The sequence below is a fragment of the Algibacter sp. L3A6 genome (genome assembly GCF_009796825.1).
Classification (GTDB): domain Bacteria; phylum Bacteroidota; class Bacteroidia; order Flavobacteriales; family Flavobacteriaceae; genus Algibacter.
This window is the reverse complement of the sequence record NZ_CP047030.1, coordinates 2,405,001-2,430,373: the sequence shown is the minus strand read 5'-3', so window position 1 is coordinate 2,430,373 and position 25,373 is coordinate 2,405,001. Positions and strand designations below refer to the sequence as shown.

The 25,373-nt window shown below is 34.6% G+C and carries 21 protein-coding genes and 2 rRNA genes (1 of these 23 only partly in view); 10 read left to right on the top strand and 13 right to left on the bottom strand.

Features of this window, described 5'->3' with window-relative positions:
* Positions 1 to 8: 8 nt before the first annotated feature.
* The 5 genes from GQR98_RS10205 to GQR98_RS10185 form a co-directional block, all read right to left on the bottom strand.
* Positions 9 to 602, bottom strand: coding sequence for a hypothetical protein (locus GQR98_RS10205; RefSeq protein ID WP_159019401.1), 594 nt, complete (start codon positions 600 to 602; stop codon positions 9 to 11).
* A gap of 158 nt (positions 603 to 760) precedes the next feature.
* Complete coding sequence (locus GQR98_RS10200) at positions 761 to 1,429, bottom strand: hypothetical protein (RefSeq protein ID WP_159019400.1); 669 nt, start codon at positions 1,427 to 1,429, stop codon at positions 761 to 763.
* An 83-nt stretch (positions 1,430 to 1,512) separates the two neighbouring features.
* Positions 1,513 to 3,420, bottom strand: coding sequence for an acetate--CoA ligase (gene acs, locus GQR98_RS10195; protein ID WP_159019399.1), 1,908 nt, complete (start codon positions 3,418 to 3,420; stop codon positions 1,513 to 1,515).
* A gap of 165 nt (positions 3,421 to 3,585) precedes the next feature.
* Positions 3,586 to 3,942 (bottom strand): DUF779 domain-containing protein, encoded by a 357-nt coding sequence (locus tag GQR98_RS10190; RefSeq protein WP_159019398.1) that lies wholly within the window; start codon positions 3,940 to 3,942, stop codon positions 3,586 to 3,588.
* An 84-nt stretch (positions 3,943 to 4,026) separates the two neighbouring features.
* Positions 4,027 to 5,526 carry an aldehyde dehydrogenase family protein gene (locus GQR98_RS10185; RefSeq protein ID WP_159019397.1) on the bottom strand — a complete coding sequence of 500 codons (1,500 nt, stop codon included), beginning with the start codon at positions 5,524 to 5,526 and terminating at the stop codon, positions 4,027 to 4,029.
* A 231-nt stretch (positions 5,527 to 5,757) separates the two neighbouring features.
* On the opposite strand from GQR98_RS10185, the gene GQR98_RS10180 reads away from it, so the two are divergent.
* The gene (locus GQR98_RS10180) at positions 5,758 to 6,675 is read left to right on the top strand and encodes an AraC family transcriptional regulator (RefSeq protein ID WP_159019396.1); all 918 of its coding nucleotides are present in this window, start codon (positions 5,758 to 5,760) and stop codon (positions 6,673 to 6,675) included.
* Positions 6,676 to 6,855: 180 nt separating this feature from the next.
* Positions 6,856 to 7,440, top strand: a complete 585-nt coding sequence (locus GQR98_RS10175; RefSeq protein WP_159019395.1) for a superoxide dismutase family protein — start codon at positions 6,856 to 6,858, stop codon at positions 7,438 to 7,440.
* 117 nt (positions 7,441 to 7,557) lie between these two features.
* Here the strand turns inward: GQR98_RS10175 and GQR98_RS10170 are convergent, their stop codons facing one another.
* From GQR98_RS10170 to GQR98_RS10160, 3 genes are all read right to left on the bottom strand, one after another.
* Positions 7,558 to 9,249 carry a sodium:solute symporter family protein gene (locus tag GQR98_RS10170; RefSeq protein WP_159021134.1) on the bottom strand — a complete coding sequence of 564 codons (1,692 nt, stop codon included), beginning with the start codon at positions 9,247 to 9,249 and terminating at the stop codon, positions 7,558 to 7,560.
* 16 nt (positions 9,250 to 9,265) lie between these two features.
* Positions 9,266 to 9,523, bottom strand: a complete 258-nt coding sequence (locus GQR98_RS10165; protein WP_159019394.1) for a DUF4212 domain-containing protein — start codon at positions 9,521 to 9,523, stop codon at positions 9,266 to 9,268.
* 185 nt (positions 9,524 to 9,708) lie between these two features.
* Positions 9,709 to 11,070, bottom strand: a complete 1,362-nt coding sequence (locus GQR98_RS10160; RefSeq protein ID WP_159019393.1) for an alanine/glycine:cation symporter family protein — start codon at positions 11,068 to 11,070, stop codon at positions 9,709 to 9,711.
* Between the two features lie 90 nt (positions 11,071 to 11,160).
* Between GQR98_RS10160 and GQR98_RS10155 the strand changes: the two genes are divergently transcribed.
* The 4 genes from GQR98_RS10155 (at position 11,161) to GQR98_RS10140 (ending at position 14,230) form a co-directional block, all read left to right on the top strand.
* Positions 11,161 to 12,249: a heparan-alpha-glucosaminide N-acetyltransferase domain-containing protein gene (locus tag GQR98_RS10155; RefSeq protein WP_199270184.1), complete on the top strand. Its 1,089-nt coding sequence runs from the start codon at positions 11,161 to 11,163 to the stop codon at positions 12,247 to 12,249.
* 2 nt (positions 12,250 to 12,251) lie between these two features.
* Positions 12,252 to 12,626 (top strand): RNA methyltransferase, encoded by a 375-nt coding sequence (locus tag GQR98_RS10150; protein WP_042501530.1) that lies wholly within the window; start codon positions 12,252 to 12,254, stop codon positions 12,624 to 12,626.
* A 143-nt stretch (positions 12,627 to 12,769) separates the two neighbouring features.
* Positions 12,770 to 13,555 carry a carbonic anhydrase gene (locus tag GQR98_RS10145; RefSeq protein ID WP_159019392.1) on the top strand — a complete coding sequence of 262 codons (786 nt, stop codon included), beginning with the start codon at positions 12,770 to 12,772 and terminating at the stop codon, positions 13,553 to 13,555.
* A gap of 21 nt (positions 13,556 to 13,576) precedes the next feature.
* Positions 13,577 to 14,230 (top strand): HAD family hydrolase, encoded by a 654-nt coding sequence (locus GQR98_RS10140; RefSeq protein WP_159019391.1) that lies wholly within the window; start codon positions 13,577 to 13,579, stop codon positions 14,228 to 14,230.
* A 76-nt stretch (positions 14,231 to 14,306) separates the two neighbouring features.
* On the opposite strand, the gene GQR98_RS10135 is transcribed toward GQR98_RS10140, so the two are convergent.
* The 3 genes from GQR98_RS10135 to GQR98_RS10125 all read right to left on the bottom strand — a co-directional run bounded on the left by GQR98_RS10135 (position 14,307) and on the right by GQR98_RS10125 (position 17,048).
* The gene (locus GQR98_RS10135; protein WP_159019390.1) at positions 14,307 to 15,251 is read right to left on the bottom strand and encodes a phosphoribosylaminoimidazolesuccinocarboxamide synthase; all 945 of its coding nucleotides are present in this window, start codon (positions 15,249 to 15,251) and stop codon (positions 14,307 to 14,309) included.
* Positions 15,252 to 15,371: 120 nt separating this feature from the next.
* Positions 15,372 to 15,881 carry a hypothetical protein gene (locus GQR98_RS10130; RefSeq protein ID WP_159019389.1) on the bottom strand — a complete coding sequence of 170 codons (510 nt, stop codon included), beginning with the start codon at positions 15,879 to 15,881 and terminating at the stop codon, positions 15,372 to 15,374.
* A gap of 213 nt (positions 15,882 to 16,094) precedes the next feature.
* Complete coding sequence (locus GQR98_RS10125) at positions 16,095 to 17,048, bottom strand: PhoH family protein (protein WP_159019388.1); 954 nt, start codon at positions 17,046 to 17,048, stop codon at positions 16,095 to 16,097.
* Positions 17,049 to 17,217: 169 nt separating this feature from the next.
* On the opposite strand from GQR98_RS10125, the gene GQR98_RS10120 reads away from it, so the two are divergent.
* The 4 genes from GQR98_RS10120 (at position 17,218) to dnaN (ending at position 22,193) form a co-directional block, all read left to right on the top strand.
* Complete coding sequence (locus tag GQR98_RS10120; RefSeq protein ID WP_159019387.1) at positions 17,218 to 18,096, top strand: S-adenosyl-l-methionine hydroxide adenosyltransferase family protein; 879 nt, start codon at positions 17,218 to 17,220, stop codon at positions 18,094 to 18,096.
* A 54-nt stretch (positions 18,097 to 18,150) separates the two neighbouring features.
* Positions 18,151 to 18,447, top strand: coding sequence for a putative quinol monooxygenase (locus tag GQR98_RS10115; protein ID WP_133965500.1), 297 nt, complete (start codon positions 18,151 to 18,153; stop codon positions 18,445 to 18,447).
* Between the two features lie 68 nt (positions 18,448 to 18,515).
* A complete protein-coding gene (gldG, locus tag GQR98_RS10110) occupies positions 18,516 to 20,900 on the top strand; it encodes a gliding motility-associated ABC transporter substrate-binding protein GldG (RefSeq protein ID WP_159019386.1) in 2,385 nt (794 codons plus the stop codon).
* Between the two features lie 174 nt (positions 20,901 to 21,074).
* Entirely contained in the window at positions 21,075 to 22,193 is a 1,119-nt protein-coding gene (gene dnaN / locus GQR98_RS10105) for a DNA polymerase III subunit beta (RefSeq protein ID WP_042501518.1), read from the top strand.
* A gap of 785 nt (positions 22,194 to 22,978) precedes the next feature.
* Here dnaN and rrf read toward each other — a convergent pair.
* Both rrf and GQR98_RS10095 read right to left on the bottom strand, forming a co-directional pair.
* Positions 22,979 to 23,086 (bottom strand): 5S ribosomal RNA (gene rrf / locus GQR98_RS10100).
* Between the two features lie 146 nt (positions 23,087 to 23,232).
* Positions 23,233 to 25,373, bottom strand: a 23S ribosomal RNA gene (locus GQR98_RS10095) (it continues 683 nt past the right edge of the window).

Below are 25,373 nucleotides of genomic sequence, written 5' to 3'. Positions count from 1 at the left end.
AGGTATAGTTATTCTATTTCATCTGAATATCTATTGAAATACGCCTCATCAATGTCATCAATTCCTAGTTCATCACTTAATTTTTTTTTCATAAATTCAAACAAGGCATTGTTGTGGTGAATCTCTTGCTTGGAGTTTCTTTGATTGAATTCATAATAACTGTTAATTTTTACTAAGAACATGAATAAATCTTCTGTTAGATGAAAGTATAAGAGTCTTGTGTTATTTTCAAAATCCAAATCAATATTTTCTTCTGTTTGATACCAATTTTTTAAATTTCTTTCAATATTAGAGTATGTTTTAGATATTGAAAAAAAATCTCTCCAAGTCTCTATTTTTCTTAAATGGGCAAATTTATTTCTAATTTGAGAAAATACTTCTATTTTTTTTGCCATCTCAGAATCAACACCAATTACATCCTTTATCAATAATACTTTTTGATAAAAACTTAAAGAACCAGAATTATGTCCTAATGCCTTTGAATCTAATATATCTATTCCTAATAGTTTACAAATTGTTTCCGAAGTAATTTCTTCAATTAATAGAGAATGATCCAAGACAATATATCTAGTTATATCAGATTTAGAAAAACTATAAATCATTAATTTATTTTTTAATTGTGCCTAACGTTGTTGTATAAGAATATTAGCGGATTTTTACGCACTAACTTTTCGGTTAAACACTGACATTTTTTATATTTTCTTACTTTCATTTTAGCGATTAAACCGCTATTATTTTTATACCTTGTTGTGTGTAGCCTTTACTCCAAAGTAATCATATTTTGCTTTATCATCACATTATTATTCACTCCTTTTATACACTTTGAATTTATCCAAAAATTAGGTTTTGATAAACTATCCTTTCTTTTCGCTTTAGCCTTTTTGCTAACTTTTTTGATACGAGTTATAAGTTCTAGATATAGTTTATGAGTTGAAAGGTTTTCTGTCGAAATTATGTTTCCACTTTCCAAATATTGAATTTCTTTTGGATAACTAATTTCTAGTCCAATATTGGAATTGTTTTTATGGTCATAGAACATAACACTCAATCTTTCTTTATGGTCTACCTGAAGTGAAAAAGGACTAATATTAATTACTGGTTCAAGTTGAGTTGACCGCTTAAAAGTTCTCGTTTCTCCATTTTCATTTTGTTCAAACCTTTCGTATTCGATATATTTTGGATTGTCAGTCAAAGATGTGTGAATATTTAATTTCCAATCATCATTTTTCCATTCCTCACCAGAGATAATTTTTTCATAATATAACTTATATCGAAAAAAAATAGAGGTCTTGTCTTTTATTTCATAATTCTCATCAACTCTGGTATTCGTAATAGCTATGAAGTATTCTAAGCCTTCAAATACCTTTTCAAATTCAATTGGGTGCAATGTGAATTTAAATTTTTTCCATTTTAATGCTTGATAGCTCATTTTTTTTTCAGGTTACACACAACATTGTATATAGTTAGTACTAACTATATAACTATTTATTTTTAAATGATTGATAAATTAAACTACAGTACATTATCCATTATTTCCTGTACAACCTCTGGGTTTAATAATGTACTTGTATCTCCTAAATTACTAGTATCGTTACTTGCTATTTTACGCAAAATACGTCGCATAATTTTACCCGAACGTGTTTTTGGTAAGCCAGCAGTAAACTGAATTTTATCTAGTTTCGCGATTGGCCCGATAGACTCGGTAATCATTTGGTTAATTTCTTTTCTAAGATTGTTTTGATCCCTGGTTTCACCAAAATCCTTCAGAATAACATAACCATAAAGTGCGTTTCCTTTAATATCGTGTGGGAAGCCAACAATAGCCGACTCTGCAACTGCTGGATGCTCGTTAACCGCATCTTCTATAGGAGCGGTACCTAGATTATGACCAGAAACGATAATAACATCGTCTACACGACCCGTAATTCTGTAATAACCAACCTCATCACGCAAGGCGCCATCGCCTGTAAAATATTTATTTTCGTATGCCGAAAAGTACGTATCTTTATAACGTTGGTGATTTCCCCAAATGGTTCTAGCCATACTTGGCCAAGGGAATTTTATACACAAACGTCCGTCGACTTGATTGCCTTTTAACTCCTGCCCTTCTTCATCCATTAAAGCCGGTTGAATACCAATAAACGGTAACGTGGCATAAGTTGGTTTTGTTGGTGTTACAAACGGAATTGGACTAATCATAATTCCGCCAGTTTCTGTTTGCCACCAAGTATCAACAATAGGGCTTTTCTTTTTCCCGACGTTATCGTTATACCAGTGCCAAGCTTCTTCGTTTATAGGCTCGCCTACCGAACCAAGTACTTTTAATGATGATAAATCGTATTTTTCTACTAATTCCACACCTTGTTTTGCCAACGCTCTAATTGCTGTTGGTGCGGTGTAAAACTGATTTACTTTATGTTTTTCTACAATTTCCCAGAAGCGTCCAAAATCTGGATAACTTGGTACACCTTCAAATAAAACAGTTGTGGCTCCATTTGTTAACGGACCGTAAAGAATGTAACTATGCCCAGTAATCCAACCAATATCGGCAGTACACCAATACACATCGTTTTCTTTATATTGAAATATATTTTTAAAAGTATAAGCTGTATAAACCATATATCCGGCTGTGGTATGCACCATGCCTTTTGGTTTTCCGGTAGAACCCGATGTGTACAAAATAAACAACGGATCTTCTGCATTCATAACCTCAGCTTTGCAATCGATAGATGCCGCATCCAAAAGTGGTTGCAACCATTGGTCACGACCAGCTTCCATATGGATATCCGTATTAATTCGTTTGGCAACCAAAACATCTTTAACACCTGGGCAACTCTCTAAAGCCTCGTCTACAATACCTTTTAAATCTATAGTTTTAGAACCTCGGTAAGAACCATCGCTAGTAATTACTATTTTACAATCGGAATCGTTAATTCGAGTTGATAATGCTGTAGCAGAAAAACCTGCAAATACCACCGAGTGAATGGCTCCAATTCTAGCACATGCTAAAGTGGCGATAGCCAATTCGGGAATCATTGGCAAGTAAATACAAACGCGATCGCCTTTTGCAATACCTCTGCTTTTTAAAACATTAGCAAACTGATTTACACGATCGTGCAATTGGTTGTACGAAATATGTTCAGCGGGATCATTCGGGTCGTTTGGCTCAAATAAAATAGCCGTTTTATCGCCTCGCGTTGGCAAATGCCTATCGATACAGTTTTCTGTAATATTTAATTGAGCTCCTTCAAACCACTTTACCTCTGGCTTCGAGAAATCCCAACTTAAAACTTTATCCCATTTTTTTTGCCACATAAAATGCTCTTCAGCTATTTCTTCCCAAAAATTTTCGGGTTCTCTAACCGACTTTCTATAGACTTGATAATATTCTTCTAAATGTTTTATGTGATAATTACTCATGATATGTTTTTAGTTGGTTTTTAACAAAAAAAGTGGAAATTCTTCACTGAATTCTACTTTTAAAAAAGCTATTCAGTTCTGACTTCTAAAATAGCAAAATAATATGTATTTGACTTTGTTTTTAGGTTTTGTTAACAAAATAAGTGTGTTTAAAACAATTAAATTTTAAACGCTTTTAAAAAACGCTTGTTCTGCTTCATTAAATAAACGCGAATGAATTAAAAAACGGAGTCCTAATGGTATTTCTAAAGAAAAACTTGCGCCTCGGCCTTCAGTGACATCTACTGTTAAATGGGTGTGTTTCCAATACTCGAACTGATCTTGATTCATATAAAAATTAACTCCTGCTACACTACCCAATAAAATATCGCTTTCATCGAGATACATATCGTCTTTTTCAAAAATCATTGGAGCCGATCCGTCGCAACAACCTCCACTTTGATGAAAAATAAGTTCACCATGCTTTGCCTGCAATGCTGCTACTACGGCGGCTGCTTCTTTTGTGATTTCTACTCTTTTCATAATTTTAAATTGCATTTTACAAAAAAGGCTGAACACTGCATGGTTCAACCTTTTAAGTCTTAAACTATTAATTTCATTCTAATTCTAAAAGAAGCCTAACTTATTCTTGTCGTAAGAAATGAGCATGTTTTTTGTTTGACGATAATAATTCATCATCATCACATGATTTTCACGACCGAAGCCCGATTTTTTATAACCGCCAAATGGAGCATGCGCTGGGTAAGCATGGTAACAATTCACCCAAACACGCCCAGCTTTTATAGCTCTCGGTATTTGATATAGTTGGTGTGCATCTCGCGTCCAAACCCCAGCACCTAAACCATAAAGTGTATCATTGGCAATTTCCAATGCTTCGGCTTCATCTTTAAATTTTGTAACACAAGCAACAGGACCAAAAATTTCTTCTTGAAAGACTCGCATTTTATTATGGCCTTCTAAAATAGTTGGTTGTATGTAGAATCCGTTTGCAAATTCGCCACTTAGCTTTTTAGCATCGCCACCTGTTAACACCTTTGCACCTTCTTCTTTACCAATTTTTAAATAAGCCTGTATTTTTTCATATTGATCATTCGACGCCTGCGCACCAAGCATGGTATTCACATCGTAAGGATTATCTTGAATAATGGCATTTGTTCTCGCCACAACGCGTTCCATAAAAGCATCATAAATATCTTCTTGCACTAATATTCTAGATGGGCACGTACAAACTTCACCACTATTAAAAGCAAATAAAACAGCGCCTTCAATAGCTTTGTCTAAAAAGGCATCATCATGATCCATTACCGAATTAAAGAATACATTTGGAGATTTTCCGCCCAATTCCATCGTTACCGGATTCAGATTTTTTGAAGCATATTGCATAATTAATTGCCCCGTTGTGGTTTCTCCTGTAAAGGCAACCTTATCTACTTTTGGACTAGACGCTAGTGGTTTTCCTGCTTCTGGACCAAAACCATGTACGATATTAAAAACACCAGGAGGAAATACATCGGCAATTTTCTCCATTAATAATGTAGCCGAAGATGGTGTTTGTTCTGCCGGTTTTAAAACCACACAATTCCCTGTAGCCAAAGCTGGTGGCACTTTCCATGATAACATTAACAAAGGGAAATTCCACGGAATTATTTGCCCCACCACACCCAGCGGTTCTTTAATATTCATAGATAGTGTGTTTGCATCTAGCTCGGTAGCACTACCTTCTTCTGCACGAATACAAGCTGCAAAATAACGCCAATGGTCTACTGCCAAAGGTATATCGGCATTTAAACTTTCGCGTATAGGTTTCCCGTTATCACAGGTTTCCACTAAGGCAAATTCTTCAAGATTGGCTTCAATAATATCGGCTACCTTATTTAATAATGCAGCACGTTCTGCGGCTGGCGTATTTCCCCAAGATTCTTTTGCTGCATTAGCCGCATCGAGCGCCAAGTCTACATCTTCTTTTTGCGATCTCGGATATTTTGCAATTAAACTATTATCAATAGGCGATGTATTCTCAAAATATTCACCCCCAATTGGTGGCACAAATTTTCCGTTGATAAAATTAGAATACGATTCCTTAAATTTTGGTTTAGAATAACTCATTTGTTCTCAGTTTTTGTTGTTGGTTAAACATCTATTAATTTAATCATCAATAATTAACATGAATTTGCATTATTTTAACATATTCATATTTTTATTATTAATAAATTGCTTAATACTTAGTTTTGATAAAGTTATATTATCAAATCACGAATGAATTGAACATAATTATCGAAACATTGAACGTATCTATTATATAACCATTAACACGCATCTTTTTTTGTATTATTGATTATGAGCCAGCTACTAAACCACCACCGAAGCATTAGAAAACTTACAACTTTAGTTGAAAACCGAACCACGTACAATGCGGAATATGCCGAATTAAACATATACGAAACACACGCTTACGCGGAAAAAGTAGCGCTAAAATTCGATTTTCCGATAATTGCGAGTATGCTTACCGGAAAGAAAATAATGCATATTGATGGTTTAGAGTCTTTTGATTTTTTCCCTGGAGAATCTGTAGTCATGCCAACCAACAAAGAAATGGTTATTGATTTCCCCTTAGCAAGCCTAGATAGCCCAACGCAATGTTTAGCTCTAGGCATTGATGGTAGTAAAATAGACGAAGTTGTTCAAAAATTTAACCACCATGTTGCTATAGAAAATGAAAACAATACCTGGAAACTAGACGAAAGTGCATCGCACCTTATTAATAACACCGATGTAAATCACCTTGTGGAACGCTTAGTTTACACCTTTACTAATAACAACACCTCTAAAGATGTGCTGCTAGATTTAATGATACAAGAACTTGTGGTTCGCTTACTGCAAACTAAAGCCAAGGCTTTTATACTTAATGATACCGAATCTATTTTTAATGATACCCGAATTGGTATGGTTATAAAATTTATAAAAAACAACCTGACTAATAAGGACATTAGTGTCGATTTACTCGCTAAAAAAGCTTGTATGAGCACATCTCATTTTCATAAGAAATTTAAAAATACCTTAGGCATCTCTCCTATCGATTATATAAATTCTGAAAAAATAAAGTTCTCTAAAAAACTAATTAAGGAATCTAAAGATTTCCGAATGGCCGAAGTGGCTTTTAAATCGGGTTTTAATAACACGAGCTATTTTAACCGACAATTTAAAAAAGTAGAACTTATAACTCCTCAACAATTTAAGGCGTCCTTAAGTAAATAAGTTTAACCCGATATTAAACCACAAAATTTTTAAATAAAACAACTGCAGTTTTATTCATTTATCCATACTTCAAAATAAGCCGAGCCTTAAGAAATACAAAAAGCATTACAATTAAAGAAACAAGCTACAACTTGTAATAGACTAATTATCTTCTTAACTTTACTAAAAAGCAGAAAAATTATGAAAGATTTAAAATTAGTAGTACTCGCATTTACTCTTGTATTTGCCATTTCTTGTAAAAACTCTAAAAACGAAAACGAAACCATTATAGAAACTGAAGCGGTTAAAAACGTTGAAAACACCATGGTAAAGAATAAAAATTTATCCATTTTATTATCACCAAAAAGCGGAAGTGATATAAAGGGCACACTTAATTTTACTGAAGAAAACGGACAAGTAACCATGAACGGAACCATTTCTGGATTGGAAGCTGGTAAACACGCCATCCATATTCATGAAAAAGCAGATTGTTCGTCGGATGATGGAAAATCTTCTGGCGGACATTGGAATCCTACTGCACAACCACATGGTGCTTGGGGCGATGCCACAGGGTATCATAAAGGCGATATAGGAAACTTAACAGCAAATGCTAACGGAGTTGCAACCCTTGCAAAAACCACAGATGAATGGTGTATAGGTTGCGGCGATGAAACTAAAGATATTTTAGGTAAAGCAGTTATTGTGCATTTAGGTGTAGATGATATGAAATCTCAACCCTCTGGTGATGCTGGCGCTCGTATTGGCTGTGCTGGTATTATAGAATAACTCGCATCTTGTAAAATTGAAGATTACTAAAAACAAAACTGGTTGCATTTATCTTTTAAAGATATATACAACCAGTTTTTTTATACCTACTCTTGTAGTAAGGCAAAAAATTATATTTTAATGTGTTGCTTCTCCTGCTCCACTTGGTATTCTAATGTTTTCAACTATTTCCTGAACATATTCTGGTGGCTCTGGAGTAAACTTCATAATAACCACAGAAACTACAAAATTGATTACCATGGCTACCGTACCAAATCCTTCTGGTGAAATATTAAACCACCAGTCGGCTTTTGTACCACCACCAAACCAACCAAATTTAAACTTGGTCATGTAAAACAACATCGAAAAAATACCAACAACCATACCTGCAATGGCGCCTTCTTTATTCATTTTTTTATAGAAAATACCCAAAATAATAGCAGGGAAAAATGAAGCTGCCGCTAACCCAAAAGCTAACGCAACCGTTGCCGCCACAAAACCTGGCGGATTAATACCGAAATAACCAGCAACACAAACAGCTACTACTGCTGCAAGGCGTGCTGCAATTAATTCTCCTTTTTCGCTAATATCTGGCTTAATCATTTTTTTAATTAAATCGTGAGATACTGATGCCGATATTACTAATAATAAACCCGCCGCTGTAGATAAGGCTGCTGCCAATGCACCTGCTGCAACTAAAGCAATTACCCAGTCTGGTAATTTTGCAATTTCCGGATTTGCCAAAACCATAATATCGTTATCGACAATAAGTTCGTTTTTACTTTCGTCTGCGACGTATTGAATAATACCGTCGTTATTTTTATCATTAAAAACAATTAAACCTGTGGTTTCCCATTTTGTAAACCATTCCGGCATATTTGCATATGGTTGGTTCGATACGGTTTCTATCATGTTTGTACGCGCAAAAACCGATACTGCTGGTGCTGCTGTGTATAGAATTACGATTAGTAATAATGCTAAACCTGCCGATTTTCTTGCATCTTTTACTCTTTTCACTGTAAAGAACCTTACAATTACATGTGGCAATCCTGCTGTACCAACCATTAAAGCTAGCGTAATAGCAAACACATCAATCATAGATTTCGACCCTTCAGTATATTCAGCAAAACCTAAATCGGTGCTTAAACCATCTAATTTATCTAATAAGTAAGTTCCTGAACCATCAGCTAACTGACTACCAAAACCTAATTGCGGAACAGGATTCCCCGTCATTTGAATTGATATAAATATTGCCGGAACCATAAAAGCAAAAATAAGTACACAATATTGAGCGACTTGCGTATATGTAATACCTTTCATTCCTCCTAAAACCGCATAGAATAAAACGATTATCATACCGATAATAACACCTGTATTGATATCAACCTCTAAAAAACGTGAAAAAACTAAGCCCACGCCTCTCATTTGGCCTGCAACATAAGTAAAAGATACAATTAGTGCACAAAAGACACCAACAGAACGTGCGGTGTTAGAATAATAACGATCTCCAATAAAATCTGGAACCGTAAATTTACCGAACTTACGTAAATAAGGCGCTAACAATAAAGCCAACAACACGTATCCGCCTGTCCATCCCATTAAATACACAGCACCATCATAACCTGCAAAAGAAATAATACCTGCCATGGAAATAAACGACGCAGCACTCATCCAATCGGCTGCTGTTGCCATACCATTTGCTAAAGGTGATACTCCACCTCCTGCAACGTAAAACTCTTTTGTAGAACCGGCTCTAGCCCAAATGGATATGCCGATATAAATAGTAAATGTAATACCTACTAAAATGTATGTCCAATTTTGAACGCCCAAACCTGCGAGAAAGCCACTATACATCATATCCGTATTTTTTATCTAATTTATTCATTAAACGAACGTAAACGAATATTAGCACAACAAATACATACATAGAGCCCTGTTGAGCAAACCAAAAACCGAGTTTAAAACCGCCAATTCGGACGGTGTTTAACGCATCTTTAAAAATAATTCCTGCGCCGAAAGAAACTATAAACCATATAAATAGTAGCAGAAGCACATATTTAATGTTTTCTTTCCAATAGGCTTTCGCCCGGTCTTTGTCTGTCATGGTGTAATTTAGTTAGTTGGTAAAGTGAGCAGGTAACATTCGAGTTTAGGAATAAAATGTTACCAGTTGGTAAGGCTAAATCTACACATAAAATTAATATAAAACACGTGAGTCTTTCAAAAACAATTAATTAGCCTTTTTTTAGTTACACATTTAGATGTTTTCTAAAAAAATGAATACTATCTCTAAGCTTCTAATCTCTTAAAATAAGCCTTTGCTTCTTTTAAAACTTTAGGAGCAAGAATAATAGTACTTAACATCGTTGGTATGGCCATAAGTGCAAATACACCATCAATTAAATTAAGCATAACTCTAAAAGGTGTGGTTACCGCCAAAACAATACTTAAAATGTAGATATAATTGTAATAGTGTTTTTTATCGGCACCTATTAAAAAAGATAAACATTTTGAACCGTAATAAGAATAAGAAAACAACGAAGAAATACTAAACACAGCCACACAAACCATTAATAAGTATTTACCATAAACCGGCATAGATTTGCTAAATGCTGAAGCTGTTAAAGTCACTCCGTTATCTCCAGTAGTTTGCCAAACACCTGTAACTAAAATAGCCAAAGCGGTAAGTGTACAAACCACTAGTGTGTCTATCGCAGGCCCTAACATAGCCACTAAACCTTCGCGAATAGGCTCAGCTGTTTTTGTAGCACCATGTGCCATGGGAGCCGTACCAATTCCGGCTTCGTTAGAAAATGCACCACGACGAATACCTAATAAAATTAAGGCTCCAACAACACCTCCAAAAAAGGGTTCACCTTTAAAATTATTCGCCGCAAAGGCATCACTAAAAATCATCATAAAATATTTTGGAACAACTTGGTAATTCGAAATTAGAACAAAAAGTACTAAAGCAAAGTATAATAGCACCATAGCTGGAACCAATTTTGATGCTGCATTACTAATTCGTTTTAAACCTCCAAGAATAATAACGGAAGTTAAACTTACCAAAATTAATGAGAGAATAAGGTTTGATTTTAGCCCAACCTCAATGCCATTAGGTCTTAAAAGAATATCGTTTACAGCCTGCGTTAATTGGTTTACGTTTACCACAGGCAAAGCCCCAATTAAACCAAACACACTAAACATTATAGCCAACGGTTTCCAAGATTTCCCTAAACCTTCGGTAATAAAATACATAGGACCACCTTGTAAATCGCCATTACTATCTTTACCACGAAACATGACGGCTAAAGATGATGTAAAGAATTTTGTAGACATACCAACAATGGCGCTTACCCACATCCAAAACATAGCACCTGGTCCGCCTAGTGAAATAGCGGCGGCTACACCGGCAATATTCCCCATGCCAATGGTAGAGGATAATGCCGTTGTTAAAGCTTTAAAATGCGATATTTCTCCGGGGTCGTCCGGGTTATCATACTTACCCCTTAATACCTGAATAGCATGGCCAATATACCTAAACGGCAAAAATCTTGAGAGTACTAATAAGTACAAACCGCCGCCAATTAATAATAAAACCAAAGGCAAACCCCAAGCGTAATCTGAAAATATTTTTATAATTTGTTCCATGCTTTCAAGTTGATTTTATAAATATATCAATTTACAAACACGACCTTTACATTTTTTAAAAGTATATTTATATTTCAAAACTCATTTTTATTGCAAACCAACCGAATATATTTTATTGATGCCGTTCGAGCATTTGCCATTTTAATGATGCTCCAAGGGCATTTTATTGATAATTTACTCGCTCGAGCATACAGAAGCGACACCAATGCTATTTATAATATTTGGGTCTATTTCCGTGGCTTTACCGCACCTACATTCTTTACAATTTCCGGGCTTGTTTTTTCGTATTTACTATTACGCGCTCATGCTAAAGGAGACGATAAACCTAGAATTAAAAAAGGATTATTTCGTGGCTTGTTATTACTTGTTATTGGTTATAGTTTACGCTTAGATATTTTTAATTGGCTCTCCGGAAATTTTGATAATCGCTTTTTTGTGGTTGATGTGCTGCAATGTATCGGGCTTGCCTTAATCACTTTAGCCGGGCTACATTTGGTTTTCAAAAAATACAATTACCTCTTTTCGTTCGTGCTTTTTACACTTGGTTGTTTATGCTTTATCTCTGAGCCAATATATCGATCAATAGATTTACCTAATACACCACTCGTTTTAGCCAATTACATTACCACAAAAAATGGCTCGGTATTCACTATTTTACCATGGATAGGTTACTCCTTTTTTGGCGCTTTTTTATCTACGGTATTTTTTAGACATCTACACCGAAAACATTTTAAATTAATAGCGATTATCACTTTTTTCGCTACAGGATTCTTTCTTATATTTCAATCGTCACCAATGCTAATTAGACTATATCTTTTAACAGATATTGAGTTACTAAAACAAAGTGCCTATTATAATTACCTTTTCACTAGGCTTGGAGATACCTTAATTTTATTTGGCATTTTTTACAGTTTAGAACGTTTTTTAAGACAATCTATAATTACTAGAATAGGCGAAAAAACACTATCCATATACGTTATCCATTTTATAATCCTTTACGGAAGTTTTACAGGCTTGGGGTTAAATAGTTTTTTTAGAAAATCTTTAAATCCAACGCAAGCCGTTTTAGGTGCTGTTGTTTTTATGATGGTAGTTTGTTTTATTGCTTTTCATTACGCTAAAACAAATGCCTTTATTTATAACTTAATTAGAAAACTTTCAGGGAAATTTAAAAACTAATTATGGCTTACGATGCTTATTTAGCTGATAGGATCCGGCGCGTTCTAAATGACAAACAAATTTATTTTTCTGAATTAAAAATGATGGGTGGTCTCTGTTTTAAAGTTGATAACAAAATGCTTTGCGCAATTTTTATCAATAAAAACTATGGAGATAGTTTGATTATGGCACGAATTGGTGAAAGTGTTTATTTAGATGAACTTAAAAAACCAGAATGCTTATCTATGGATTTTACAGGACGCGCTATGAAAGGTTATATTTATGTAACTCCTGAAGGTTTTGATACCGAAGACGATTTAGAATATTGGATACAATTATGCCTTAACTATAATCCTTTGGCAAAAGCTAGTAAGCCCAAAAAGAAAAAACCGCTTTAGTTTATTCAGAAATCTAACATTGCACTATAAATCAAATTATTCATCTAAGATATACTTACAAGTTTTAACCATAAAAACACATGATAAATGTAAGGTTTTATGTAAAAATACATATCTAATTTTGCAAGGTAAAACTTAGCAAAATGATAAAAAAAATCTCTTTACCTCTGTTAGCCTTATTAGCATGTTTTATGTCCTGCAAAGATTATAATAAAACAATCCACTCGAATGAAATAGCGGAAGTCTCTCATTGGAGCTATGCTGGCGAAACTTCTCCAGAACACTGGATTGAGATTGAAAAAAACTCCGATTGTAATGGCAAACACCAATCGCCTATAAATATTATTAATAAAGATGCAGACTCCTCGGCTACAAAAGGTGATTTAAAAATACTTTATGCGCCGTCTACCCATATCAGTAAAGTAATAAACAACGGACATTCCGTTCAGTTCGATTTTGAGAATGGTGATTCTATAAATTACAAGAATGAAAATTTCTATTTAAAACAAATTCATTTTCATGAACCATCGGAACATAAAATAAATGGTATAATCTATCCCATAGAAATGCATCTAGTGCACATTAGTAAATCGGGGCATATTGCTGTTTTGGGAATAATGGGCGAAGAAGGTGATGACAGTCAATTATTTGAGTTTTTTGAAAGCTTCCTACCCATTAATAATGGAGAAACTAAAGCTATTCATCAAAAAATAGATTTATCTAGTTTATTTTTGGAAGATAAAAACTATTATTCTTATGGCGGATCTTTAACTACGCCACCATGTACCGAAGGTGTAAACTGGTTCGTTTTTAAACAACCTTTTATACTATCGGAAAAAGAAGTTTTAAAACTAAGAAATAATATGCCCGTTAACAATTATAGAAATGAGCAACCCCTAAACGATCGTAAAGTTAAATTCAATTATTAACCTTTTCATTTTTTAAGTTAGATGACATATAAAGCAGTTATTTTTGATTTGGATGGCACATTAGTTAATTCTATAGAAGATATAACAGACGCTATGAATACCGTTCTACGAAATCACAATTACCCTACTCACACTTATAAAACCTATAAAAACCTTGTTGGTAGCGGAATAAAAAGTTTAGTGGTTAATGCCTTACAAAAAAATCACCGAAGTGATTTAGAAATAGATAATTGCCTTAACACCATGATGACTATTTATAGTGAGCGATGCACAACCAAAACGCAGCCTTACAGCGGTATTATTAAACTTTTAGATAGTTTAAAATCGAAACAACTAAAAATAAGCGTTTTTTCAAACAAAGCAGATGTACTTACTAAAAAAGTAGTATCAGCATTGCTGCCAGACTATTTTGAACCTGTTTTCGGGCTGAAGATTGAAGCGCATAAAAAAACCAATCCGATAGTAGCATTAGAAATATGTAAAACATTAAATGTACTACCCGAAGAAACAATTTTTGTTGGTGACACCGGTATTGACATACAAACAGCAAATAACGCAACCATGTTAGCTGTTGGTGTATCTTGGGGGTTTAGAGATAAAAAAAAATTGATTGATCATGGAGCGAGCCACATATTAAATCACCCGCTAGATTTAATCGATTTGTTGTCTGTTTAAAAAACAGAAGACAAAAATTTTAATAAAAAAAGACCTTATATCACAAGGTCCTTTTTTATTAATACTGTTATTTTTTCTACTTCAAATAAGACAAAACATTAGCTTCTATACGTTCTTCAATATTAGAAACATCTGCTTTTACAAAGGTTTCGCCAGTAATATTTTCATAAAGTTCAATATAACGATCGGATACCGATTGGATATATTCATCACTCATAAAAGGTACCGTTTGTCCTTCTAAACCTTGAAAATCGTTTGCTATTAACCACTGACGTACAAACTCTTTAGAAAGTTGCTTTTGAGCTTCTCCTTTTTCTTGACGTTTTTGATAACCATCGGCATAAAAATAACGTGAAGAATCTGGTGTATGAATTTCATCTATTAAGACGATTTTTCCATCTTTAGTTTTTCCAAATTCATATTTTGTATCTACTAAAATTAATCCACGAGACGCTGCTATTTCTGTTCCTCTTTGAAATAATTTGCGCGTATAATCTTCTAAAACCACATAATCTTCTTCGGAAACAATGCCACGCTTTAAAATATCTTCACGAGAAATATCTTCATCATGATCTCCCATTTCGGCTTTAGTTGCTGGCGTAATTATGGGGTTTGGAAACTTATCATTTTCCTTCATTCCATCTGGCATGGCAACGCCACAAAGTATGCGTTTACCTATTTTATACTCACGCGCTGCATGACCAGACATATAGCCACGAATTACCATTTCTACTTTAAAAGGCTCGCATAAATGCCCTACTGCTACATTTGGATCCGGTGTTGCGGTTAACCAATTAGGGACAATATCCTTAGTGGCATCCATCATTTTTGTAGCAATTTGGTTTAATATTTGTCCTTTATAAGGAATGCCTTTTGGCATAACAACATCAAAGGCAGATAAACGATCGGTAGCTACCATCACTAACTCGTTATCATTAATATTATATACGGCTCTTACTTTTCCTTTATAAAGACTTTTTTGTCCTGGAAAATTGAAATTAGTATCAGTAATTGTGTTCATTAGAAGTAAACTATTGTTTGTTTTGCAAATGTAATTTGTTTACTATCGCCAAACAAATCTAAATAAAAAAAGGAGAAATATAAATTTCTCCTTTTAAGTATTATTAAATAGTATGGTGATTTATTTAAATCTAATATTATAGGTAACTCCTACTCCTACATTTTGCACATCCACATCGTATTCTGCAAACGTATTTTGATAATAAGCGTAGAAATTCCAATCTTTATTATGGTAACCAATTTGAGGATTAACATATAATCCACCATCGTTATTTTCAACATTAGTTAAAAAACCATACCCAACATCTGTTCCTAAAAACAAACCATTTGGCGTAAAATAATAACGAAAGAAACCTGCTGCGGGAATCACACCAAAATCGTCAACGTTATCTTTTCCAAAAAAGTGGTTATAACCTGAAGCTACTCCAATTCCAATATTAGGGTTAATTAAATATTGCCCTCTTAAATCTAAACCTAAAGAATAAGAAGATGCATCGTTTACATCACCTACTGGTACTCCTGTTATTATTCCGGCCTTTAACCATGAGTTATCTGAAGTTATTTCTACATCTTCTTGTGCAAAAACTGAGTTAAAACCGAATAAGACTGCTACTAAAAGTATTTTTTTCATAATATATTTCGTTTATAATTATATGCAAATTTCCAAAACTTAAACTTAAAAAAGTTACAAGATTTTAGGTAATGTTTATAGAATTATAGGATGTGCTTTCGTTAAAAACTCCAAATCAACACTTTACAGGAAAAGGGATAAAATAGCAAAAGCCAGTTAAAAACTGGCTTTTGTTATTCTATAAATAATTGGGCTAATTTTAGATCCTATTTACTAATCTATATTCTCGATACTTTTATAAGCTTCAATTACTTTTTTAACGAGTTTATGACGAACGACATCTTTATCGTCAAGAAAAATCATACCAACACCTTCAACATTTTTCAGAATTAAAAGTGCTTCTTTTAGTCCAGAGATAGTACGCCGTGGTAAATCTATTTGCCCAGGATCTCCGGTTAATAGAAACTTAGCGTGTTTACCCATTCTGGTTAAAAACATTTTCATTTGGGCGTGTGTTGTATTTTGCCCTTCATCTAAAATAACAAAAGCATTATCTAGAGTTCTACCACGCATAAAGGCCAAAGGCGCAATTTGTATGGTACCATTCTCGATATACTGAGCTAGTTTTTCAGCGGGAATCATATCACGGAGTGCATCGTAAAGTGGCTGCATGTATGGATCTAACTTTTCTTTTAAATCTCCTGGTAGAAAACCCAAATTCTCACCGGCTTCTACAGCAGGCCTTGTTAAAATTATACGTTTTACCTCTCTATTCTTTAATGCTTGTACGGCCAATGCTACACCAGTATATGTTTTACCTGTTCCGGCTGGACCAATAGCAAAAACCATATCGTTTTTGTGCATAAGCTCCACCATTTTTCTTTGGTTTGCAGTTTGGGCTTTGATAAGTTTGCCTCCTACGCCGTGTACAATTACTTCGCCTCCTTTGTTAGATGCAATATAATCGTCACTACTTTGGCTTGTTAAAACACGTTCAATAACGTTTTCGTCTAACTTATTATATTTGGCAAAATGCTTGATGAGCATCGTCATCCGACGATTAAACTCGTCTAGCATTTCTTCTTCTCCAAAAGCTTTAATTTGATTGCCGCGGGCTACAATTTTTAATTTAGGAAAGTACTTTTTTAAAAGTTCGATATTTACATTTTGTGCGCCAAAAAACTCTTTAGGCGTAATTTCTTCTAATTCAATGATGATTTCATTCAAAGGCGTTGTTTTAATTTTAACTAAATTAGATATTAAAACCTCTCAATTTTCATTTAAAATATAAAAACGAAAACAAAAATTTATGTAGGTTTGTATCTCGTAAGTGTTCATCTCAAAAATACATAATTTTAGATAACAAAACGCTAAAAACATATCAACAATTTCGTTCATGGCTATAATAACATTAACATCAGATTTTGGCTTAAAAGACCACTTTACTGGCGCAACTAAAGGTGCCATTTATAGTGAGTTGCCTGATGTTAATATTGTTGATATCTCGCATAATGTATCACCATTTAGTATTCCAGAAGCGGCATATATTATACAAAATGCCTATAGTAGTTTCCCTGAAGGTACTATACATATTATTGGTATTGACTCGGAAATTAATCCGGAAAACAAACATATTGCGGTAAAACTAGATGGGCATTATTTTATTTGTGCCAACAATGGTATTATGAGTATGATTTGCTCGGAAATTGTTCCCGAAAAAATTGTTGAAATTAATATTCACGATAAAATACAAACAAGTTTCCCTGTTTTAGATGTTTTTGTAAAAGTAGCCTGCCATATTGCTCGTGGAGGCACTTTGGATGTGGTTGGAAAAACCATAAGTAGTATTAAACCTATTAAAAACATTGAGCCTTTTGTTAATGATGATAAAACTCAAATTATTGGTAGTGTAATTTATATTGATAATTATGGAAACGTGGTTACCAATATTAAACGCAGCTTTTTTGAAAGTGTACAAAAAGGTCGCGATTTTGAAATTTCGGCAAGAAATTATAAATTTAAAAAAATTCATCTTAAATATAGCGATATTGTAAACTTCGATATTCCTGCTGAAAAACGTCAAGATGAAGGACGCAAATTAGTAGTGTTTAATTCTGGTGGTTTTTTAGAAATTTCGGTGTTTAAAAGTAACCCATCTACCGTTGGTAGTGCATCTACTTTATTAGGTTTAGGCATTATGGATGCTGTAAGTGTTAATTTTAGTGCTTCTTCCATTATTGCAAAAAGTCAAATTGCGCTAGATGGTCGTATTTAAATAACAAACCATCTCAATACAATCCCTTTCGAGGAATAACCAAAACAGTAAAATATGTTAGTTAGAATTGTTAAAATGGTTTTTTACAGACAGAATGTCGACGTTTTTTTAGAAAGTTTTGAAAATAATAAAACTAGAATCAGAGCTTCTAACGGTTGTACTTTTTTAGAATTGTATCGCGATAAAAACGACCCGAATATACTTTTCACCTACAGTTACTGGGATAGTGACGCCCAATTGCAAGAATACAGACAATCTAAAGAGTTTAAAGCACTTTGGAAAACATTAAAGCCACTTTTTAGTTCTAGACCAGAGGCTTGGAGTTTGGATAGGTTAGAGACTTTAGATTAATACTAAATTAATAATAAAAGCAATAATAAAAGCAATAATTTATAATTGCGACTACATTTGTAAAACATATGCTCGCCATACTTAAAAAAGAAATAAACGCATTTTTCGCATCGCCTATTGGTTATTTAGTAATTGCCATTTTTTTATTACTAAACGGACTTTTTTTATGGGTATTTAAAGGTGACTTCAATATTCTAGATTACGGATTTTCCGATCTATCACCTTTCTTTCTACTTGCGCCTTGGATTTTAATGTTCCTAATTCCAGCGGTAACCATGCGTAGCTTTTCCGATGAAAAAAAGCAAGGCACCTTAGAACTTCTATTAACAAAACCGACATCACTTACTAGTATTGTATTAGGTAAATATTTTGGAGCTTTTATTTTAATTGTAATAGCTCTTGCACCAACACTACTATACGTTTATACTATAACCCAGTTAGGGAATCCTGTCGGAAATTTAGATATTGGTAGCACGATGGGTTCCTATTTTGGTTTACTATTTTTATCTGCCGCATATACAGCTATTGGCGTTTTCTCCTCCACAATTACCGATAATCAAATTGTAGCTTTTATAAGCTCAGTATTTTTATGTTTCTTATTTTATATTGGTTTTGAAGGTATAGCCGATTATGCTTCTAGCCATTTTATTGATCAATTAGGTATGAGCTCGCATTATAAAAGCATGAGCCGTGGTGTTCTAGATACAACCGATGTTTTATACTTTTTAAGCCTTACCATCTTTTTCATTTTTATAACTATTAAAGGTATTAAAAATGAAAAGTTGAAGAAAAAATCATGGATACAAATTGCTAGCCTTTTTATTGGTTTATTAATTCTGAATAGTGCCGTTAACGGAATACATAAACGTTTTGATTTAACCGAAGATTCACGATATACATTAAGCAAAGCCAGTTTAGAAATTATAAAAGACGTAGATACTCCAATAATTATTGATGTATTTCTGGATAGTGAAAATTTTCCTTCGGAATTCAGACGTTTACAAGCAGAAACAAAACAATTACTTGAGGAGTTTGAAGCTGAAAACCCAAATATCATTTTCAACTTTTTCAATCCTTTAGAAGATGAAGCTAATCGTGATATTATCATAGAACAACTTACCCAACGTGGTTTAACACCTATGCAAATGAGTGTTCAAGAAAATGGAGCATCAACCCAAGCTATTATTTTTCCTTGGGCGTTGGCTAGCTATAACAACCAAACGGTAACAATTCCGCTAATAAAAAACAAAATTGGTACCAACCAACAAGAATTAGTAAGCAACTCTGTACAGCATTTAGAATACGCTTTCGCGGATGGGTTTAGAAAACTTACCAACCCTAAAAGCAAAAAAATTGCAATTCTAAAAGGCAACCAGCAATTGGAAGATAAGTACATTGCCGATTTTGTAAAAAAATTAGGAGAATATTATTTAATCGCGCCATTTACTTTGGATAGCGTTGCCAAACAACCTCAAAAAACTTTAGAAGCATTAAATAACTTCGATTTAATAATTTCAGCAAAACCAACAGAAGCTTTTACTGAAAGTGAAAAACTAGTCTTAGACCAGTACACGATGCATGGCGGCAAAAGTCTTTGGTTAATAGATGCCGTTGCTATTGAAAAGGATAGTTTATACAATGCTTTAGGTGAAAATTTTGCCATTCAAAGAGATTTAAACTTAACCGATTTTTTCTTTAAATATGGTATACGTATAAACCCAGTAATGGTATCCTCAATATATTCTGCACCAATTACATTAGCCATGGGAGAAGGTAGTCAATCTCAATTTCAAAATTTACGCTGGCCCTATTCTCCATTTGGTAGTTCAAGTAGTAACCACCCTATTGTAAATAATCTAGATTTGGTAAAATTCGACTTTGCCAACCAAATAGATACACTTAAAAATAATATAGACAAAACCATTCTTTTAGAAACAGCTCCAATAGCAAAACTAGAAGGTACACCTAGAAAAATAAGTTTAGACTTAGTCACTCAAGAACAAAGTCCTTCAGAATTTAACTCAGGAAAACAAACCTTAGCCGTATTACTAGAAGGTGAATTTCCATCAGCTTACATTAACAGGATTAAGGCTTTTAAGCTCGGTCAAAACAAAGATAAAAGTATAGCAACCAAAATAGTTATTATTGCTGATGGAGACGTTATAAAGAACGATGTTATTAAAAACGTACCACAAGAATTAGGTTTTGATCGCTGGACCGGAAAAATTTACGGTAATAAAGAATTTTTACTGAATACAGTAAATTATTTACTCGATGATAACGGACTTATAAACATTAGATCTAAAGAAATTGCAGTGGCCTTTTTAAACCGACAAAAAATAACTGCAGAAAAAACACAATGGCAACTTATTAACATTGCATTACCACTAATTTTGTTAGCTATATTCGGGTTTAGCTTCGATTACTTTAGAAAGAAAAAATATAGTGCTTAAATGTTAATAAGTTTGTTTCCAAATATAAGTCTTAAAGAATATATTTGTAAGTAGCATAATTACAATTTTAACTAAGTTAATAGATGAAACATTTATAACTAAACACACTTTTATTGTTGTTTAAAGTTATAAGTTAAATGTAACATCTGACCTCTAAAAAATATAATTCAACACATGAAATTTATAGTATCAAGTACTTATTTGTTAAAACAATTACAGGTTTTAGGTGGTGTAATCAATAGTTCGAACACCCTACCTATTTTAGATAATTTTTTATTTGAATTAGACCATAACAAACTAACAGTTTCGGCTAGTGATTTAGAAACCACTATGGCTTCGACATTAGACGTTGAAAGTGACAGCGAAGGCAGTGTTGCCATTCCTGCACGTTTGTTGTTAGATACTTTAAAAACGTTTCCTGAGCAACCTTTAACTTTTGTTGTTGAAGATAATAACACCGTTGAAATTAGCTCAAACCATGGTAAATACGCTTTAGCTTATGCCGATGGTAACGAGTTCCCTAAAGCTGTAGCATTAGAAGATCCAAGCAAAACAGTTATTGTTGGAGATATTTTAGCAACTGCAATTAGCAAAACAATATTCGCTGCTGGAAACGATGATTTACGCCCAGTAATGAGTGGTGTATTTTTTCAATTTTCGACAGAAGGCTTAACATTTGTAGCTACAGATGCTCATAAGTTAGTAAAATATACACGTGCTGATGTGCAGGCTAACCAAGTAGCCGAATTTATTATGCCTAAAAAACCTTTAAATTTATTGAAAGGAATTTTAGCCGGTAGTGAAAATGAAGTTACTATAGATTATAACGAAAGTAATGCAAAATTTACTTTTGAGAATTCCGAGTTAATTTGCCGTTTAATAGATGGAAAATATCCAAATTACGAAGCGGTAATTCCTAAAGAGAATCCTAATAAATTAGCTATAGATAGAACTCAGTTTTTAAACTCTGTTCGTCGTGTTAGTATTTTCTCTAACAAAACAACTCACCAAATTCGTTTAAAAATCGCAGGTGCAGAATTAAATATTTCAGCTGAAGATGTAGATTACAGTAACAAAGCTGAAGAGCGTTTAACTTGTGATTACCAAGGTGATGATATGCAAATTGGTTTTAACTCTCGTTTCTTAACTGAAATGCTTAACAATTTAGGTTCAGATGAAGTTCAACTAGAAATGAGTATGCCAAACAGAGCTGGTATTTTAACACCCGTTGATGGTTTAGATGAAGGTGAACACATTACAATGCTTGTTATGCCGGTTATGTTAAACGCATAAGGCTTACCTAGATTTAATATTGCAATAATAAATCTTCAACATAAAAAAAGAGGTTATTTGATTTAATTCAAATAACCTCTTTTTTTGCTTTCGTACATCTTTAAATAGTATTTGTATACAATTATTATATACACAGCTATTAGCAGCTTAATACATGTACTAATATCGATAACTAGTTATAATAAGTCAACCGATAAACTAATAACGTATTAAATAAACTCAATTTAAGTTTAATCTTAAAACCTCTACTACAAAAACAGTATTATAAATAGATTTAGATACTCTTAGTAGACTCTATACATCAAGAATTCATATATAAGCCTATATGCTTAACTGACAGGAAAACCAAAGATCCAGATCTAAAATCTCTTGAATTTAAACGTATCAAAATAAATTAAACAAAACTACCTTCCTTGTATTTATTAATACAGTTACTTAAGGTGTTATGGTATCCTTATAAAACTCCCTTTTAATAAACAGAACAATATCGCTTACGCGGAAGTATAACTAAGCATATCATTAAATGGAAGGATTAATGCATTCTAAAGTAACAATCTTATTACCTTTTAAACAGTAGTATAACAAAATATAGTAAGCTTAACACTTAATATACTACTTAGCTTGTACTCACTCAATATTCAAAAATTATACAGCCATCTTATATTGAAGAAAATAAAAAAAGCCTATTTAAATCGTAAACAGCTCATTCAATACACCTTACCAATAATTATTTAGGTTAAGTTTATTGCAAAAAAAATCCTCAACAATTTCTTGTTGAGGACTAAAAAAGGCAACGACCTACTCTCCCACAAATGCAGTACCATCGGCGCTAATGGGCTTAACTTCTCTGTTCGGAATGGTAAGAGGTGAGCCCCATCGCTATAACCACCTTAAGTTATAGCTGCTCGCTATTAGATCTAAATCCTTTAGCATACAGCGTTTATCGCTTTGGATAAACAAATATCTTAACATATTGAAACAAAAATCATGAACTTATTTTATAATACTTCTAATTGTATAACTTTTAAAAAAACAGGCGTACAATAAGCCTATGGGTTATTAGTACTACTTGGCTATGACATTACTGCCTTTACACCTATAGCCTATCAACGTGGTAATCTTCCACGACCCTTTAAAGAAATCTCATCTTGTGGTGGGTTTCGCGCTTATATGCTTTCAGCGCTTATCCCTTCCCAACGTAGCTACTCAGCAATGCTCCTGGCGGAACAACTGATACACCAGAGGTTAGTCCAACTCGGTCCTCTCGTACTAGAGTCAGATCCACTCAAATTTCTAACGCCCACTGTAGATAGAGACCGAACTGTCTCACGACGTTCTGAACCCAGCTCGCGTGCCACTTTAATGGGCGAACAGCCCAACCCTTGGGACCTTCTCCAGCCCCAGGATGTGACGAGCCGACATCGAGGTGCCAAACCCCCCCGTCGATATGAGCTCTTGGGGGAGATCAGCCTGTTATCCCCGGCGTACCTTTTATCCTTTGAGCGATGGCCCTTCCATACGGAACCACCGGATCACTATGCTCTACTTTCGTACCTGATCGACTTGTAGGTCTCTCAGTCAAGCTCCCTTATGCCATTGCACTCTACGCACGATTACCAACCGTGCTGAGGGAACCTTTAGAAGCCTCCGTTACTCTTTTGGAGGCGACCACCCCAGTCAAACTACCCACCAAGCACTGTCCCTTCAATAGAAGGTTAGACTCTAGATAAGCAAAGGGTGGTATTTCAACAATGACTCCACAACGCCTAGCGACGCCGCTTCAAAGTCTCCCACCTATCCTACACATTACTTATCCAAAACCAATACTAAGCTATAGTAAAGGTGCACGGGGTCTTTTCGTCCCACAGCGGGTAATCGGCATCTTCACCGATACTACAATTTCACCGAGCTCATGGCTGAGACAGTGTCCAGATCGTTGCACCATTCGTGCAGGTCGGAACTTACCCGACAAGGAATTTCGCTACCTTAGGACCGTTATAGTTACGGCCGCCGTTTACTGGGGCTTCATTTGAATGCTTCGCCGAAGCTAACATCTCCACTTAACCTTCCAGCACCGGGCAGGTGTCAGGCCATATACATCATCTTTCAATTTAGCATAGCCCTGTGTTTTTGATAAACAGTCGCCTGGACCTTTTCACTGCGGCCACCCCGAAGGGTGGCGACTCTTCTCCCGAAGTTACGAGTCTATTTTGCCTAATTCCTTAGCCATGAATCTCTCGAGCACCTTAGAATTCTCATCCCAACTACCTGTGTCGGTTTAGGGTACGGGCTGCTTCTCTTGCTTTTCTTGGAAGTCGATTTGCTAGATTATCACCTTGACCGAAGTCTCAGTGTACTATCGCGGTGTTACCACTCGCTTCAACGCACAATTCCGTCTGTGCGCACTAACTTTTCGCCTCCGTCACTTTTAATGAGAGCAGGTACAGGAATATTAACCTGTTGTCCATCCACTACCCCTTTCGGGTTCGCGTTAGGTCCCGACTAACCCTCAGCTGATTAGCATAGCTGAGGAAACCTTAGTCTTTCGGTGTGCGGGTTTCTCGCCCGCATTATCGTTACTTATGCCTACATTTTCTTTTGTAGCTTCTCCAGCATGACTCACATCACACCTTCGACGACACTACAATGCTCCCCTACCGATATTTCTATCCCATAGCTTCGGTAATATGTTTATGCCCGATTATTATCCATGCCGAACCGCTCGACTAGTGAGCTGTTACGCACTCTTTAAATGAATGGCTGCTTCCAAGCCAACATCCTAGCTGTCAAAGCAGTTCAACCTCGTTTTTTCAACTTAACATATATTTTGGGACCTTAGCTGATGGTCTGGGTTCTTTCCCTCTCGGACATGGACCTTAGCACCCATGCCCTCACTGCTGATTAACATTTTATAGCATTCGGAGTTTGTCAGGAATTGGTAGGCGGTGAAGCCCCCGCATCCAATCAGTAGCTCTACCTCTATAAAACTATAAATCAACGCTGCACCTAAATGCATTTCGGGGAGTACGAGCTATTTCCGAGTTTGATTGGCCTTTCACCCCTACCCACAGGTCATCCGAAGACTTTTCAACGTCAACCGGTTCGGTCCTCCACTGTATGTTACTACAGCTTCAACCTGCCCATGGGTAGATCACACGGTTTCGCGTCTACCACTACTAA